The sequence below is a fragment of the Mycoplasma sp. 11548 genome, assembly GCF_055523555.1.
This window is the reverse complement of sequence record NZ_JBVFVF010000001.1, coordinates 864,939-882,510: the sequence shown is the minus strand read 5'-3', so window position 1 is coordinate 882,510 and position 17,572 is coordinate 864,939. Positions and strand designations below refer to the sequence as shown.

The window sequence follows — 17,572 nt, the reverse complement described above, 5'->3', positions numbered from 1 at the left end:
AAAATGAAAACCAGCATAATGATGAATGCTGGTTTAATTATTATTTATTGAATTTGTATTATTATGTGTTGTGATATAAAAATAAAAATAAAAACAAAAAAATTAATTAAAAAACTTTAAAGGAGATCATGAAATTAAAACATTCTAATCTTTAGTCGAGATAAAAAAATGATTAATAATTATAATAACATGCTCTATGATTAAACAAATTCAATGTTACAAGTTGGAATTTCCTCTACTACAATGATTTCCAAAATGATATAGATATATAAAAATATAAAAAATAAAAATTAAAAAAGTGGTGCACGAAGAGGGACTTGAACCCTCATACCCGAAAGTACTAGAGCCTAAATCTAGCGTGTCTGCCAATTTCACCATTCGTGCAAAATATAAAACATGTAAATTTGGTGCCGTCTATAGGACTCGAACCTACGACCTACTGATTACAAGTCAGTTGCTCTACCAACTGAGCTAAGACGGCATGGTGGAAGATAAGGGACTCGAACCCATGACATTCGCCTTGTAAGGGCGACGCTCTCCCAGCTGAGCTAATCTTCCATAAATGGCAGTCTGTACGGGGATCGAACCCGTGCGTGCATGGATGAAAACCATGTGTGTTAACCGCTTCACCAACAGACCATATAATGGCGCCGATTATTGGGATTGAACCAACGACCAACTGGTTAACAGCCAGCTGCTCTACCGCTGAGCTAAATCGGCACTCTTTGCTTGTTTGCTAGAATATTATAGCACAAAATTTTTAAATAACAAAAATATTTTTATTATTTTTTATTAAAAAATTTCTTTAGAGCTTTTTTGTACATGTATTATAACAGACTTTTAAATAATCCAAAAGAAATAGCCATTTATGCAAATTACGCATAAATGGCTATATAAGTATTGAATTAATATCTGAAATTAAAAAAGGTCCAAAATGGCGACTATCTAATGAATTAGCTAAATTATCCCCTAATGCAAAAAAGTTATTTTGGTTAATTATAATATTTAAATTATGAAATGACGAATTATTTAATTTTAATAAAAATTTACCATTTAAAAATAATTCATCATTATTAATTAAGATCTGATCACCAGGTAAGCCAATAACCCTCTTTATTAATAATTGGGATTTAAAATTAAATATGACAATATCATTATAAGTAATTTGATTTGATCTTTTAGATAAGAAAATTTGGTTATTATATAATGTTGGCTCCATTGATACGCCGTCTATTTTCACAATTGTATAAAATTGAAAAAAGATTATTAAGGATATTAATAATAGCATAATTATCAAAAATAATCAAAATACTCAAGATTTAAAAAAGTTTTTAAGGTTAAGTTTCTTTCAGATCATAATTTATCTTAATAATTTATGGGTTGCTTTTTTATATTGTGAATATGACATTATGGCAAAGATAATAAGAGCTACAATTGATAAATATAATCATGAACTACTAAAGTTAATAAAATTATTTAATAAATTAACTTCTAATGCATTAAGGCCTGTAATTGCATTGATAACAATATTAGCTAAAGGTAAAGCAATTATTAAGCCAATAACTAGTGTCATTACTAAAATAAGCAAGACATGAATTGAATTATAAAAGATAATTCATTTTGGCTTGGCTCCTAATGTTTTTAATATTCCAATGCTTTTTCGTTTTGAATCTGATAGTGATTTTAAATATGAGATTAAAAAACTTGTAAACAATATTATAAAAACTAAAAAGAGTCCAAAAGTGATTAATTGAGTTAATTTAGAATTTTGTAATAATTGAAAGATGGTTGTGCTAGGTCCAGATAATATTGAATATTTATTTGATAAATTTTTTAAATATTCAATATTATAAGCATCTGACCCTAGGTCAGTTTTGAAAAAGACATTTAAAGTTGAAATATTATTTTTCAAATATGCATCAATTAAATTATTATGGTATCTAAATTCAAGTTCGTCTGAATCATATATACCAACAATTTTTAAAGTTATTGATCCTTGTGGAGTAAACCTGGCTCAAACTTTTTCATTAAGTTGAAAATCAAAGTTTGCTTTGGCACTATTTATAAGAGCACTGGAAACAATAATCTCATTATAGTTTGATGGTTTTTTACCTTCAATTAAATCAACATTTAAATCTTTCAGTGTTTGATTTGGGTGAAAACTTGCCGAAGGACCAAAGTGACTATCTAGGCCTTCGAGCTTGGAAATATCCGAGAATACTTTATTATATTTTTCATAAACATCAAAGATTTTAGAATTCGAATCTTTTAATAGGTCTTGGTGAACTCAAAAATCAACTTGGTTTTGGTACTCAGCTGTTGTAAAAGTTCCAACTATTTTTACTTGGTAATTAATACTTTTTAAATTATCTCTTAAGGAGATTGTTTCATTATTAGTATTTAAATATGGTTGTAAAGAAATAGTTTGATTTAAGGGATTTAATAAACCTAGTTTTTTAGCAAATTTTTCATTAATGACTATTTCATTTTTGCTTTGGATAAATCTACCTTTTACTTCGCTAAGAGATTTAAATCTTTGCACGAAAAAATCATCACTATTAACTTCAAAATATTGAAAACTAATTGCTGAATTATTATTATATTTTAATTCAAAGTTTCCAGAACTAGGAGTTGCGCCCAAAACATATTTTACATTTTGATCCTTTTTTAATTCGTTAATTTCATCATTATTAAAATTTGAAGAGTTTTTGTGTGCAATAGAAGCTAAATCTAAGTTATTACCTGAAACAAAAGATTGTGAAAACCTGGTTGCACCAATATTTAAGTTATATGAAATTAAGGTTGAAAATAATGCTAAAACAAAGGTGGCGATAATCAAAATAACTTGCCAAGTTTTTGTTTTTAAATCATTTTTAATAAATTTTGAGGCAATTCAAAATTTATTATAAAAAGAAGGTTTTTCTAAATGCTTTAAATTATTACTATCATTATTAACATTAAAAGTATTATCAACATCTTTTTCAATAACTAATTTGGCATCTTGAATTTTTACGATTTTATCTGCATATTCTTTCACTAATTCATAGTTATGACTAACTACTACTATCGTTTTAGTATTTGATAATTCTTTTAATGTTTCAAAGATAATTTTTGAATTATTCGGATCTAAATTACCAGTTGGTTCATCTAGTAAGATAAAATCTGATTGGCGGTTTAATGCTCTTAAAAGAGCAACACGTTGTTTTTCTCCGCCTGAAAGTTGTTTAATATCACTTTTTAAAGTTTCTGGAGTTATATTTATCAACTTTGCTTGTTTATCTAAAATTTCTGGGCTAAGCTTTAAACCTAAAACACCATTTCCGACTTGTATATTTTCGATAACATTTAAATTTTCAAATAAATTACAATCTTGAAATACTAGATCAATTTTTGGGTTTTGGATTTCTTGCAAATTTGCATCATAATATTGGATTGTGCCGCTATTTGGTTTAAATATTTTGGCAATATTATACAATAGCGTTGTTTTACCAATTCCAGAAGGGCCAATAATAGCAGTTATTTTATTTGAAGGAATTTCTAAGCTGGCTTTATTAAGTAATGCTCTTTGTTCTTTTGTACCAACTAAAGTTGTTAAATTATTAATTTTGATCATAACCCTCCAATAAGTTTAAAATTTGTTTTGAGTAAAAATAGCCAATGATATTGATATGTTTGTAATGCTCTAAATATAATTTAATTCATCTTACAATTTGACCTTTATTTATTTTTATATCAGAAACTATTTTGTCAAATCCTTCAGATAAATATAAATGCAACCCATAAATTTCTCATGGATTTGTCCATATTTTACTATCATTTGTAATTAAATTAGTTATTTTGCTATTTAATGCATTAATATGTTCTAAACTAACTTCATTATTTAAATTGTCAAAAAATAATATTTCGACAGCTTCATGTATTTCTGTATGAGGTTGTAAAATTAATTGTTTTTGTGCTTGGATATGGTAAAGGTGTGTATAAGAAACAGGTGCATTTTTATTATCTGTGTTTAATAAAAATGAGTGTGCTCTGAAAGTATCAATTGCTGAAACGGGGTTAATTAAAAGTGTATTCCAGTTTGTTGCAGGAGCATATAAAGTGGGTAAGGATGGTAATATTGATAATATCTCTTCTTTTTTTTGATTAATTATATTATTGTCAAAATTTTGATAAAAAATAAGATATCAATATAATTCAGTTGCATATATTTCCTTTATTCCAAATGTGCTACTAGCTTTTAAATATATTTCATTATAAGTTTGGTCAATTGCCTGTTTAAGTAATTGAATATTAATTTGAGCATCTTGTTTATGTTTAAACATTAAGTAAAATTGGGTTAAATATCGAATGCTATTTTTAGTATCTTTATATGTGATAATCTCAAGGTTTACATCATTAAAGTAATCATCATTTACTTTGGTATTAAATTCTTGATTTTTAAAAACAAAATCATCACCAAAATTTAACCTTAATAAATTAATGTAATAGATTCAAAAGCTACCAACTTTAATTAAATTTGTTGTTCAATTTTTGTTTATATGATCTAAATACTGAGTTTCTTCTATATCAAAATATTTTTTAAGATATGGTATATTAAAATTTTGTGTTGTGTTTCAAAAATAATTGGTTTTGTTAGTTTAGGGAAATAATTATTTTCAACATCTTGGTATCATTTTAATAATTGCTCTTTTTTAGCCAAAAATAATTCTTTAGCATCATTCATTGGTAAAATATCAATGAATTTAATTATTTCAGCTCCGTCAATAACACTTATCCTTACATTATATTCGTCTGGGTTTTGACCTGAAGGATAATTATAAGAAGTATTATTTAACAAATATTCAGCCATTGGTTTTAAATTAAAATAATCACCAAGATTATAACCAAAGGTTTGATATGCTTCATTTATATCTCTTATTATTCTTGCACTATAAAAGTATATTTCTCTTTCATTAGTTATATCTGGAGTTGTTAAATGCAGAATATTGCGATTATTATCCCAAAAATTTTGCAAATATTCATTAATAGTTTTGATATTAACTAGATCAAATGCCAATAACAATTTAACATAATGACCAAATTCATTTAATTGTACACTTGAGAAAATTGGAATTGGGTTTACCCTCTTTTTAATTATATCAAGCATTTTTTGATTATTGGTAAGTTTGTAATATAAACTATGATCCATTACGACATGGTAGTTGAAAAAAATAGATGATTCATAAGTATAAGAGATATCTTGTTGATCATCTGAATATATTGTATCAATTATGTTTTTGCTTAAATTATATTCTAACTCATTATTGATATTATGGTTTTTGAATTGTGAATTAATGTTTTGGTATTTTATATATCTATTTTTAATAATATTTGCATTTATAAATGGAGACATAATATTTACAAAAAATGTTGCAGATGAAAAAAGTCCTAAAAAAATAAACCATATTAAAATAATTTTTTTACGTTTATTAAACATGTTTATTTTATTTGTTATCTTTTACTATAAGTAGTTTTGGAGCAGGTTTTGATCGATACGAAAGCGAAGTTGATTTTGCTCTATATCTTGCATTTAATGATTGAGAAAAACTTCATAGAGACCAAATTCATGCCCTATTTTTTGATTCTGAGTTTAATTCAGGTGAATTTTGAGCTCACAACGTTTCTGATATTGTTTTACCAGAAATATTTAAAGTAGAATTAAAATTAATTGAGGGTTTTGAGGATAGCCCAAATGCTAAGCTAGGAGTACCTATACCACTAAGGTTGCTGTTTAATGTTTGTTCAATACCATTAAGTACAAATTTTTGTCCATTTACAAATTCAACATAACTTTGTATTTGTGTGTTTCAATCAACATAATCCTGTCTAAAAATATTTGTTTTATAAGGCTGGTATGAATAATCAAGTATTGCACGAGCAAAGGCTTTTATTTTAGAACGGGTATTTCCATCACCATATACATCATGATAGGTAAGCCAAATATTTTCGTTTATTTCTTCATAGCCTCCGCTATCATACATTTTAAAATCACCATGGTATAAAAAAGAAAGTGGGCTATATAAACTGCCAGGAAGATATATTCGATTCAATGATTTTACTTTTGAGGCATTTGCATATACAATACCTGCTGTTGCCAAAGCACTGATTATAACGGGAGCTAATGTAAATAATAATTTCTTTTTGTTAAATTTCATATAATATCCTTTTTATTAAAAATAATGCCTTGATACTCAATATATTTTTAGAAATATTTATAAATTTTATTTATTAATAAAATTGTATCATATATATAAATAGAATTTGATATTTTTTATAAATTCACAATAAAAACCACTTATGAGTTTTATAAGTGGTTAATAATTTATTATCAAATTTTAACACGTTTTGAAGGTTCAACGTACATTCCATCGCTGGGCTTAATATTATAATAATTACTAAAATCATCACTATTAGCTAAAATAACGTTAGCCCTTACTTCTGTTGGTGAGTGAACATCAGTTTCTAATTGGCGTTTTGCCGCACCTTCTTTATAAATTGAGCGTCAAATAGTTGCTCAAGATACAAAGAATTCTTCTAGTGAAAAATCTGGTTCTAATTTAGCAGATTCTAAAGCGCAACTAAATCCGCCTAAGTCAGCAATATTTTCTGAAACTGTTAATTTGCCATTAACTTTACCATATTGAGTTTCCCGACCATCAAATAATTCAATAGCAGACTTTGCTCTTTCTTGAAATTCTTGTAAATCTTCTTTAGTTCATCAATTATTTAAAGCACCAGTTTCATCAAATTGGGAACCATTATTATCAAAACCATGTGAGATTTCATGGGCAATAACAGCTCCGATTCCGCCAAAGTTCGCTGATGAACAGCGATCAATGCTGTAAAAAGGTCATGCTAAAATAGCGGCAGGAAAGACAATTTGATTTTTTAATGGACTATAATAAGCATTAATTGTTGCAGGTGACATACTTCAATATCTACGATCTTCATGTTTTAAGTAAAATGATAATTTATATTCTGCTATTAACCTTGTAAAATTTTGGACATTTTCAAAGATATTGCCACCATCTTGATAAGTTTTAACTTTAAATTGACTGTAGTATGGTTGGATAACTTCTGGATATCCAACCATTACTTCAATGGCATCTAGTTTCACAATTGCTTTTTGAATAGTTGTTTTTGAAAGTCAAGTATTTGCCAATAATCTTTGCTTATATACATTAATCATGCTGTTGACCATTTTTTCAACATCATCTTTAGCTTTTTTCCCAAAGAAGGTATTGGCATAATACATACCTAGTGGCATACCAAAAAATGAATTAGTTTTATCATATGCAAAATCTTCAAGACTTCGTGTTTTATCAATTGAATATAGCGCTTTTTTGAATGTTGATGCTTGTGTTCTAATTTCTTCTGTTAAATCATTTGTGACACTAAGCAAATTAAAAATAAACATATGGGCTTTAAATTTAGCAAAGTTTTCAGTGCTATAAATTTGGTCAAAATTTTCAAAGAATTTTAGATTAATAATAGAAGCACTTGCAACTTCTTGCTTAAAAATTGCGTCAATTATTTTAAATAAATAATATTGTTTTGAATAATTCTTGATTTTACTTCTTTCTTGTAAATTATAAAGAGCAACAAAATTAGCTTGTTCAACTGAAGATAGTAAATAATCTTTATAAAATAAATCAAATTCAACAGCTTGATTAATTAAAGTCGTTGCTTCTTGCTCTGATTTACCATAACTAACTAAGAGTTTGAAAACCATTTGTTTTCAAACTTGAATTAATTTATTTGCTTCATCTTGGTTTTGATATGTTTCTTTTGAAGGCAAGATGGTTCTTGAAGGGTTTGATAATCATAAAATACGTTTTTTGTTATCAATGAAATCTTCAAAGATATCTATATCAAAAGGTAAGTTATGGTATGAAATTCAAAACTCACGATCTTGATCAAAAAGATCCTGAAATGATGTTAATTGTTCAATTTTAGATAGATAATTTCTAACTGGATTTCATCCTAATTCATCACGTTTTTTAGTATCTAAAATCATGTTATAAAATTTTAGATATTCATGCATTGCTGGATCTTTAGGTAAAGTGAAATTATCTTGGTGCCATTGGTTAATTTGTCCTTTTAATAATTCTTCTAATTTAATATCCATTTCAACAAAAGATCCAATTGATGAACGATCTGCTGGAATTTGTGTCGTTTGTAACCAATCATGGTTAATATGTTTAAAAAAGTTATCTTTTAAATTTGGTTTCATATTTCTCCTATTTCTTTGAGTCAATATTTGTTTTTAAAATTGACAAGAAGGCTTCTTGTGGTACATCAATGCTACCAAGTTTTTTCATTCGTTTTTTACCTTCTTTTTGTTTTTTAAGTAGTTTTTGCCGTCTTGTGACATCACCACCATATAATTTAGCGGTAACGTCTTTGCGAAAAGCTTTAATTGTTTCTCTAGCAATAATTTTACCACCAATAGTAGCTTGGACTGGTACTTCAAAGTTTTGACGCGGAATTGCATTTTTTAGTTTTTGACATAACTCCCTTGCATTTTCATATGCATTATCACGGTGTGTAATCATTGAAAATGCATCAACTTTATCTCCATTAAGTAAAATATCTACTTTTACTAAATCGCTTTCTCTGTATCCGATTCATTCATATTCAAAGCTAGCATATCCCTTAGTTGTAGACTTTAAACGATCAAAGAAGTCAAAGATCGTTTCGGCTAGGGGTAATTCATAAATAACTGAGCTGCGGCGCGAATCAATCATTTCTAATGATTTATAAATTCCCCGCTTATTTTGGCATAGTTCCATAACGTTCCCGATATATTCATTAGGAATAAAAATATGTGCTTCAACGTATGGTTCTTCAATTTTATCAATAAAAGTTCGATCTGGCAATAAAGTTGGGTTTGCAATCATTTCAACTTGTCCATTAGTCATAGTTACTTTATATTCAACACTCGGACTTGTGGCAATGATTCCAACTTTATATTCACGGTCAAGACGTTCTTGTAAAATTTCCATGTGTAATAAACCTAAGAATCCAACTCTAAATCCAAAACCTAAGGCTTTGGAGGTCTCTTGTTCTCAAGTAATTGATGAATCACTTAAAGAAATTTTTTCTAGACTCTCTTTAAGTTGTGAATAGTCCCTGGTATCAACTGGATAAAACCCAGTGAAGACAACTGGTTTCATTTTTTTATATCCTGGCAATGCCTCGCTTGTTGGATTTTCGATATGGGTGATTGTGTCTCCGACGTTAACTTCCTTTGCATCTCGGATAGCTGCTGATACTCACCCTACTTCACCTGCACTTAAAAAATCTTTCTTAGTTTCATAAGGGTTTCTCACCCCCAGTTCAATTACATGGTATGAATTATCTTGGTCAGTGCGTGACATAAATTTAAATTTATCACCAGTTTTTAAAGTTCCTTCGAAGATTCTTACAAGCATAACTACTCCCCGATAAGGGTCAAAATAACTGTCAAAAATCAAAGCTTTTAATGGTTTATGATCATTAGCTAAAACAGGGCTTGGAATATGTTTAACAATTGCTTCAAGCAAATTATCTACTCCTAAACCTGTTTTAGCTGAAACTAATACTGCATTTTCAGTTGATATCCCAATTACATCTTCAATTTCTTGTTTTACTTCATCCACATTTGCGCTAGGCAAGTCAATTTTGTTAATTACTGGAATAATTTCTAAGTTATTTTCTAAAGCCAGATAAACATTTGCCAAAGTTTGAGCTTCGATTCCTTGCGTTGCATCAACAATTAATAATGCACCTTCGCTTGCTGCTAAAGAACGAGATACTTCATAAGTAAAATCGACATGTCCTGGTGTATCAATTAAATGAAAAACATAATCTTTATACTTAATTTGTACGGCATTTAATTTAATGGTAATTCCGCGCTCTTTTTCTAAGTCCATTGAATCTAAGAATTGATCTGTTAAATTGCGATCACTAACTGTTTTAGTTAATTCTAAAATACGATCTGCTAAAGTGCTTTTTCCATGATCGATATGTGCTATGATTGAGAAATTTTTAATTTTCGATTTATCCATAATTAATTTATATTATATTATAAAAATAAGCTTTTATTAACAATGCGATAAAAGTAATTTTTATTTTTAATTTAAATCTTATAGTCTATAATATAAACATGACACAAACCTATCAAGTATTTAGCTATAAAAAACAAAACGCAATTTTAGCCTTAGGTATTTTTGTTTTACTTGTTTCGGCTTTCTTAATTGCATTTAATGCATTAGTTTCGACATTTGATGGAATACCAATTCATCCAAAGTATTGAGAGTTTAAAACTGTTTTTGGACCTTGATATCATTTATTATATTTTACAAATTTATCAAACCTATTTTTAGGGGTTATGATTATTTGAATCGGACTGAAACCAACATGTAAAATAGTTAAAAACCTATTCTTTGTTTCGGTGATTTGCATTAGTATTACTTTTGCTGTTTATTGAGCCTTAATTTCATGAGTGCAAGTTTGAAATTTTTCACTAAATAATTTTACAAGTGTAATTACTCATGGAGTTAATCCCTTAATGGGATTTATCGTGCTATTTTGAGCTCGTAAAGAAGTTAAAATTAATAAACCTGTTTTATTAATTTCATCAAGTATTGTATTTGTATACTTTATATTCGCACTAGTAGTATATTTGGTAACAGGTGCTCAGTATGAATTTAAAAATGGGGCAATTATTTACTCATTTATGCATTTTTATCGTCCATTCTTTATATCAACAACTAAATTATGATTAATTATTCTTTTAGATCTTTTAATCTTTGTGATGGGTATTTTAATTCCAATTGTCTTTGCTTTCTTTTGAATGGCAATATATGGAATTAAATTACAACTGAGAAAAGAACCTAAATAAAGATCTATCATAAAACCCTCCAATAGGAGGGTTTTTGTTATTTAATTACTTTTGCATATTTTTTATTATATTTATGCGAGATAAATCAAACTAAATATCCAAAGATCATTGTGGCTACGTACGAGATTAGCGGCAAGAAGTTTTCAAATGAAGTTTTATTTTCAATAATAAACGATATTTGTGATCCAACTAATGTAAATAAAATAGCAATCATTCCAATAATGTAAATAATTTGTTCTCAAACTGGAATTTTTTCTTGTTTTTTTAATGATCATAATCACACGGTGAAAATAGTTAATAAATATTGAATTAAGTATGAAATATTTGCAGCATTTAAGATTTTGCCAAATGTATTATTAACACCTGCAAGTGTTGGAATAATGCTAAAAATAACAGATGATAGAGTTCCTACTATTGCATAAACAATAATGGCATTTTGATATTCATTATGTTTATTGGTTTTTGCTCATGCACTCGGGAAATATCCATCATTAGCTAAAGCTGCAATCATTCTTGCTTTTGGTTGCACACCACCCATCGTAGCAGAAATACGGTTAAAGAATAAACCAACTGCAAAGATAGTTGTACCAGTTGCTCCTCACACTACTTTATAAGCAATATCTAAACCAAATCCAGAACCTAAATTACTTTTTGATAAACCTAAGAAAATAAAGTAAAAGATAAAGTATGCGACAAAGACAATTAGGAAAATAAAAATCATTATTTTCTTAAAGCGCTTGGTTTCGATATCTTTTGATATAGTTGCTAGTGATTCAAAACCACCATAAGCATAAATAAAGTTTAAAACTCCACCAGCAAAGGCGCTTAAACTAAAAGGTCCAAGTTCACGCAAAGTTGAACCATATGAATTACTTTGTGCAATTAAGTAAATAATTAATCCAAATCCTAAAATAAGAGTAATTCATTTAAAAATAGCTGTAATAAATATAAAATTTTTAGATAGTTTATAACCAAAAGTACCAAGTAATACAAATAAGATATAAACGACAACTGAAATAATTGTATAAACTATTTTATTATTTGGATCAAATTGTTCTAATAATCTTGCAAAAAATAACGGTGTAGTAGCAGCAAATAAGATAATTTGGCTAGCTTGGTTTCAACCTTGGAAAAAAGTCATTTGTTTGCCAAAGGTTTTTTTCGCATATAAATATGAACCACCAATTTCCTTTTGGTATTTTTCACCAGCCCGTGAAAAGGCAAAGATTACCGCTACAATAATGATTGACGTTAAGATAAAAATCAAAATTCCTCAAACACCTTGGTTTATTAAGCTTGAAATTGTAGCAATAAATCCAAATCCAACAATATAATTAAGAGCATATAAAATAAAATTAACTTCTGAAAGTGAATTTTTCTTTGTTTGACTCAATTAAACCTCCTATATATAAATCTTTGGTTAATTATATATTAATTTTTTAAATTTGTACTAAAAAATAAACATTATTTATTTAATTTTTTAAAAAATGCCCCTTTTTATAATATTTGTGGGTAATAATAAATCCAGAGAAATTAGGTTATAAAATTTAAGTATTAATTGGAAAAGTCACATGCAAGTTTTTTGCATGTGACATTGTTTTTGTCTGCCTTGTAATAAAATAGTTGTATTAATAATTTTTCAAAAAATAAAGGAGACCTTAAAATTATATGAAAAATTTAGAAAAATATATTTGTGTTTTTGACAAATACCGAAAAGAAAATAAATATCAACATTTTAAAATCGAAGAGAATCATAACACTATCTTGAAAATGCAAGGAGCTCTTGGGACACAACGAAAATTACTATCAGATCAAATCGATCTAGAACAACTTTATAATATTTTACAAGAACTTTCTGAAGGTTTCTCAATCCAAGAAGTAGCCAAAATTTTTAATAGAGACATTCGAAGTATAAAAAACAAAATCGAAATTATTACAAATCGCAGACAACTTAGTTTAGATAAACAAAATCGCTATGTTTGTCCTAAGTGTTCAAAAAAAGTAATGCGGGTTAAAACCCTTAATTTTACCAAGCTATACGAACATTTATTAGGTTATTCATTTTCACGGCTCTTTTTTGTAAGTGATGCAATTAAAGAGAAATGAAAGGCCTACAGAAAATATTGATATAGTGAGCTTAACACATACAATAAAAATAGAAATAAAAAGAATTTGCAGCAAAAAGAAGTTAAGAAATCAGTTACCTATCTTGTGAATTCTTTTAAAAAATTATCCCCTGATGAATTTGCTCCCTCACCTAGTACAATTTATAAAATAATCAAAAAATACCCTTATTTCCTTGATTTTGACCATATTGTTAAAAAATCTGAAGGCAAATATGGCATAAGGAAGAAAAAACAAACCAAACCTAAAACATTAAAATATGCTACAGAAATTTCGAAACGTCCAGCTTATATTAATGATCGCTTGGAACATGGCCATTTTGAATTAGACACCGTTATTGGTAAAATCAATGATACATATTGTATTGTGACCATAATTGAACGGCAAACCAGAATGTCTTATGCTATGCTATCAAAACACAACTCCAAAGCTATCAAACAAACTCTTGTCAAACTAATCAAGAAACATAACTTAGACATTAAAACTTTAACTGTTGATAATGGTAGTGAAAATGTCTTATTGCACCAGGTAATTCCAACTGAAAGATTATTTAAATGCCAACCATATAGTTCATGACAAAAAGGTTAAATAGAAAATATGCACCGCTTAATTAGGTATTACATTCCCAAAGGAAAAAGTCTAGATAAATACTCTCAGCAAGAAATTGATTATATGATGGATAAAATAAATAACTATCGGCAAGTTGTAAGGCAATATAAGATAACCTAAAAACTTTTTTAATCCCCCGCCTTTGATTGCAATCAAAGGGGCCTTACTTTTGGCAAAAGTAAGCAAAACCGACGAGAAAACACTGCCGTGTTTTCTGTTTTCGCATACATTTTTTATGTAAAATTTATGTTAAAATTAAAACGCAATTATTTTGTTAATATCTCGCAAGTGACTTTTCCAAAAAACATAAAAAAAACATTTTGGAATTTTATAATTTATATTATAATTATTTTAATGCTTACCTAGGTAAGAGTGTATATTTCAGTAATATACTTCTTGAGCTATAATAAATGCTCCTTTCCCATAATAATATCTTTCCCTCTAATTTAAATTAGAGGGATTTTTTTAATTTTAATTGTTTTATTTTTTGGTTATTTTCTTATAATATTTCAATATGAAAAACATCAAAGGTAACATTGAACAAGATGGCAAAACAAAGAAAATTAGTTATAAAGGAATTTCAAAATTAGCTGGCGTTTCAATATCAACGGTTAGTAGATTTTTTAATAATGGCTATATTTCTGATAAAACTACTAATAAAATTCAAAGCATTATTAATAAATATGGTTATATCCCCAATTATGGGGCTAGCATTGTAAGGGGTAAAAGTCGAACAATCTTTGTAATAATGCCAAATGCCATTCAAAATAAGTTTAATTTAATTACAAGCGGTCTTGTACTAGAAAGTGCTAAGAATGATTGACATGTAGTAACTACTTATAGCGAAACAGCTTCTAATGATTATATTGCAACGATTAAATATGCCCTTAGTTGAAAGCCTTTAGCAATTGTTGCATTAATTCCTGATTACCATAAAAGAGTTTTTGATTATTTGAAAAATATTTCTAAAGAAACCGCAATTGTAATCTATGGACATAATATTGACGAGTTAAACTGAATTAAAACTGATTTTGAAACAAGTTTTTATAATAGTGTTGAAGTTTTCAAACATAACCGTAACCAGCAACTAGCCCTTATCTTAGATGAAAAACTTTCTGATACAGAAAAAAATGAAATTAAAAATGGCTTTAATGCTGCTTGCCAAAAAAATGATTTAAATTGTTCAATTTATTATTTAGAAACAAAGAAAAATTGAATCAATATTCAAAATCTTAATAAAAAGTTAAAATTTGCCGGAATTAAAAATATTGTTTGTTCAACACATGAGGTCTATGTGTCAATTATGAATACTTTAGGTAATAAAGAATTTAAAATGACAGATATAGGTTATCAATCAATCTTTGATGTAGTGAAAAATTACAAAGCAAAAATCTTTGTTGATTATCCAAAGATCGGGATGATGATTATCCGAATGATACATGATTATTTAGAAACACAACAACAAGAAGGTGTCTTAGTAGATACCTTGATTATTGAAGATGAAAAAAATAGGAGTAAATATGATTAAATTAGGTTCACATATTTCATTTAAAAAACCAGGTTATTTACCAGCTGCAGTTCAAGAATCACTTGATAATGGTGCAAATACCATGATGATTTATTTAGGGGCTCCACAAACAACTATTAGGGTACCAAAAGAAAATTATAAACTTGAAGAATATCTTGCGAATTATAAAGATAAAATTTCACAAGAAGACATTATTGTACATGCTCCATATATTATTAATCCAGCTAATCCATCAAAAGCTACTTTTTCAAATGATTTTTTAATTAAAGAAATTGAAAGGATGAATTATTTAGGTTTAAAATATTTGGTTTTGCACCCTGGCGCTTATACTACTTATGAAGTACAAGAAGCATTAGAACAATTAGTAGATAGTTTAAAATATATTATTAGTCAAACTAAGGACGTTGTAATTTGCATTGAAACAATGAGTGGAAAAGGAACAGAAATTGGAATTAATTTTGAACAAATTAGATATTTATTAGATTGAACTAATGATCCAAGAGTCCAGGTTTGTCTTGATACTTGTCATTTATGGGATGCTGGTTACGATTTGCAAAATTACCAAGAATTTAAGCAAGAATTATTTAAATATGATTTATTAAAACACGTTAAAGTTATTCATTTAAATGATTCTAAAAATCAATTAGCCAGTCATAAAGATCGTCATGCTAATATTGGATTAGGAACTATTGGCCTTAAAACATTACAAGAATTTGTACATGATCCAGACTTTGATAATATTCCGATTATTTTAGAAACTCCATATTTAAATAATAAACCAATTTATAAAGAAGAAATATCAATGCTTTTAGATAAATAAATTGAAAATACCAAGAATTACTTCTTGGTATTTTTTTTTATAAATTATAATTAATTTTCAGGACAAATTTAGACAGGGAAAAAATATTCGGACAAAATAAACATGGACAGCAAAATTTAACATTTTAGTAACTTATAATGCCATTGCAAATTGCTTTGGCGTTTTTCAGTTTAAGTTTGATTGAATTCGATCGTTATTATACCAAACTACATATTCTTGTATCATATCATTAAGTTCATTGAATGTTATTTTGGAATAATCTAAATCATTTAATAATTCGGTTTTAATGATCCCAAACCAATATTCAATTTCTCGATTATCAAGTGAGTTTCCCACTCTTGATAACGAAATAACGCCACCAATATTTTGAACTTCTTTAATATATTGATGATGTGTATATTGAAAGCCATGATCTGAGTGAATGATAAAATTTTTGGGTTTGTATTGTTTTAATGAATTTAAATTGTCTAAAACTAGTTCTAGATTATTACTTCTTGATAATTTAAAACCAACAATTTGTTTAGTTTTATGAGATAAAATTGCAGACAAATAAACGTGTGATTCTAACACGTCTTTTGGTGCTTTTATATATGAAACATCAGTTGCATAAATATTTCGATTGTTTTGATCGTTATAATCACGATTTACTAAGTTATCAATTTGTGAAGATACATTTTTAATTTCTTTTCGTTTTGATTTTTGTCTAAGCTTACATTTTAGGCCTAAAAGGTTCATATATCTCCCTAAAGAACGTTCGTTTATATCTATTTTGTATTTTTGAGATATGTAAACACTTAGCTTTAGCCTTCCATATCTTGACTTTGTTTCTATGAACGATTTTTCAATTACATCACTATGTTTAGGGAGTTTTTGTGAAATTTTAATCTTATGAGTTTTAGAAATTGTTTGCCTAGAAATGCCAAAAACTTCTGAAAGCTTCACGTAACTTATGCTAAAACTTTTTAATTCAATAACTTTCTTACTTTTGGGTAATTCATTGGTAATTTCATAATATCTTTTAGCTATTTGTAACAAATCATCACGATCAAAAATATCTCAATTTGGTTCTCTTTTCTTCTTAGGACTGCCACTTCCTTTTTTGCGGTTTTCGCCTTTCTTTGTTTGCAATAAGTCTTCCATACCTAAATTATAATACTTAATTATTTTATTAATTCTAACTTTTACACTATTTCTTTGTAAGTTTTTTGTTCCTGGTGATATTTGGTAAATAGCCCGAAAAGCACCTGGGAAACCTGACTTTTGATATTCTTCATATATTTTTGCAAATTCTTCTTTCTTTAAATGTCTTGACATAATTTTCCTTTCAAAAAATTTTTTCGTTGGTACCAACGAATGGTAACAGAAAAGCTAACATTTACATGTTAACTTTTCTGTCCGGCTTTAAAATCCGAATATTTTTTCCCTGTCTAATAAGCCACACAGAAATTTTAAGGTTTCTGTATGGCTTTACTATCTAAAATATTTTTCCATTTGCTTTTTGGTGTAAAACTAATAATACAAAGCAGATGTAATAGATTTGTATGCAAATTAACTCCTTTATATTTTT

At 27.6% G+C, this 17,572-nt stretch carries 14 protein-coding genes and 5 tRNA genes; 5 read left to right on the top strand and 14 right to left on the bottom strand.

All coding sequences use genetic code 4. The features are described from left to right. Positions 1 to 299 precede the first annotated feature (299 nt). The 12 genes from AC0B4K_RS03585 to lepA form a co-directional block, all read right to left on the bottom strand. Positions 300 to 384, bottom strand: a tRNA-Leu gene (locus tag AC0B4K_RS03585). Between the two features lie 21 nt (positions 385 to 405). Next, positions 406 to 481, bottom strand: a tRNA-Thr gene (locus tag AC0B4K_RS03580). Between the two features lies 1 nt (position 482). Then, positions 483 to 558, bottom strand: a tRNA-Val gene (locus AC0B4K_RS03575). Positions 559 to 563: 5 nt separating this feature from the next. Beyond that, a tRNA-Glu gene (locus AC0B4K_RS03570) sits at positions 564 to 639 on the bottom strand. 6 nt (positions 640 to 645) lie between these two features. Next, positions 646 to 720: transfer RNA gene (locus AC0B4K_RS03565), tRNA-Asn, on the bottom strand. Between the two features lie 169 nt (positions 721 to 889). After that, positions 890 to 1,288 (bottom strand): signal peptidase I, encoded by a 399-nt coding sequence (gene lepB / locus AC0B4K_RS03560; protein WP_465103833.1) that lies wholly within the window; start codon positions 1,286 to 1,288, stop codon positions 890 to 892. 72 nt (positions 1,289 to 1,360) lie between these two features. Beyond that, positions 1,361 to 3,613, bottom strand: coding sequence for an ATP-binding cassette domain-containing protein (locus AC0B4K_RS03555; RefSeq protein WP_465103832.1), 2,253 nt, complete (start codon positions 3,611 to 3,613; stop codon positions 1,361 to 1,363). After that, positions 3,600 to 4,322 (bottom strand): hypothetical protein, encoded by a 723-nt coding sequence (locus AC0B4K_RS03550; protein WP_465103831.1) that lies wholly within the window; start codon positions 4,320 to 4,322, stop codon positions 3,600 to 3,602. Before AC0B4K_RS03550 ends, AC0B4K_RS03555 begins: the two co-directional genes overlap by 14 nt. Before the next feature lie 239 nt (positions 4,323 to 4,561). Beyond that, a complete protein-coding gene (locus AC0B4K_RS03545) occupies positions 4,562 to 5,392 on the bottom strand; it encodes a hypothetical protein (protein WP_465103830.1) in 831 nt (276 codons plus the stop codon). Positions 5,393 to 5,483: 91 nt separating this feature from the next. Next, the gene (locus AC0B4K_RS03540; protein ID WP_465103829.1) at positions 5,484 to 6,194 is read right to left on the bottom strand and encodes a hypothetical protein; all 711 of its coding nucleotides are present in this window, start codon (positions 6,192 to 6,194) and stop codon (positions 5,484 to 5,486) included. Positions 6,195 to 6,364: 170 nt separating this feature from the next. Continuing rightward, the gene (locus AC0B4K_RS03535; protein ID WP_465103828.1) at positions 6,365 to 8,272 is read right to left on the bottom strand and encodes a M13 family metallopeptidase; all 1,908 of its coding nucleotides are present in this window, start codon (positions 8,270 to 8,272) and stop codon (positions 6,365 to 6,367) included. Between the two features lie 7 nt (positions 8,273 to 8,279). Continuing rightward, positions 8,280 to 10,088 carry a translation elongation factor 4 gene (lepA, locus tag AC0B4K_RS03530; protein WP_465103827.1) on the bottom strand — a complete coding sequence of 603 codons (1,809 nt, stop codon included), beginning with the start codon at positions 10,086 to 10,088 and terminating at the stop codon, positions 8,280 to 8,282. A gap of 98 nt (positions 10,089 to 10,186) precedes the next feature. Here lepA and AC0B4K_RS03525 point away from each other — a divergent pair, with 98 nt between their 5' ends. Then, entirely contained in the window at positions 10,187 to 10,924 is a 738-nt protein-coding gene (locus AC0B4K_RS03525; RefSeq protein WP_465103826.1) for an MAGa3780 family membrane protein, read from the top strand. Positions 10,925 to 10,961: 37 nt separating this feature from the next. Here the strand turns inward: AC0B4K_RS03525 and AC0B4K_RS03520 are convergent, their stop codons facing one another. Beyond that, on the bottom strand, positions 10,962 to 12,317 hold the full coding sequence (locus tag AC0B4K_RS03520) for an APC family permease (protein WP_465103825.1): 1,356 nt from the start codon (positions 12,315 to 12,317) through the stop codon (positions 10,962 to 10,964). 275 nt (positions 12,318 to 12,592) lie between these two features. Here AC0B4K_RS03520 and AC0B4K_RS03515 point away from each other — a divergent pair, with 275 nt between their 5' ends. From AC0B4K_RS03515 to AC0B4K_RS03500, 4 genes are all read left to right on the top strand, one after another. Further along, complete coding sequence (locus AC0B4K_RS03515; protein ID WP_465103824.1) at positions 12,593 to 13,636, top strand: IS30 family transposase; 1,044 nt, start codon at positions 12,593 to 12,595, stop codon at positions 13,634 to 13,636. 9 nt (positions 13,637 to 13,645) lie between these two features. Then, positions 13,646 to 13,777 carry a hypothetical protein gene (locus AC0B4K_RS03510; protein WP_465103823.1) on the top strand — a complete coding sequence of 44 codons (132 nt, stop codon included), beginning with the start codon at positions 13,646 to 13,648 and terminating at the stop codon, positions 13,775 to 13,777. Between the two features lie 394 nt (positions 13,778 to 14,171). Continuing rightward, entirely contained in the window at positions 14,172 to 15,185 is a 1,014-nt protein-coding gene (locus AC0B4K_RS03505; RefSeq protein WP_465103822.1) for a LacI family DNA-binding transcriptional regulator, read from the top strand. Further along, the gene (locus AC0B4K_RS03500) at positions 15,178 to 16,005 is read left to right on the top strand and encodes a deoxyribonuclease IV (RefSeq protein ID WP_465103821.1); all 828 of its coding nucleotides are present in this window, start codon (positions 15,178 to 15,180) and stop codon (positions 16,003 to 16,005) included. Before AC0B4K_RS03505 ends, AC0B4K_RS03500 begins: the two co-directional genes overlap by 8 nt. A 132-nt stretch (positions 16,006 to 16,137) precedes the next feature. Here the strand turns inward: AC0B4K_RS03500 and AC0B4K_RS03495 are convergent, their stop codons facing one another. Next, complete coding sequence (locus tag AC0B4K_RS03495; RefSeq protein WP_465103758.1) at positions 16,138 to 17,319, bottom strand: IS3 family transposase; 1,182 nt, start codon at positions 17,317 to 17,319, stop codon at positions 16,138 to 16,140. Positions 17,320 to 17,572: the final 253 nt, after the last annotated feature.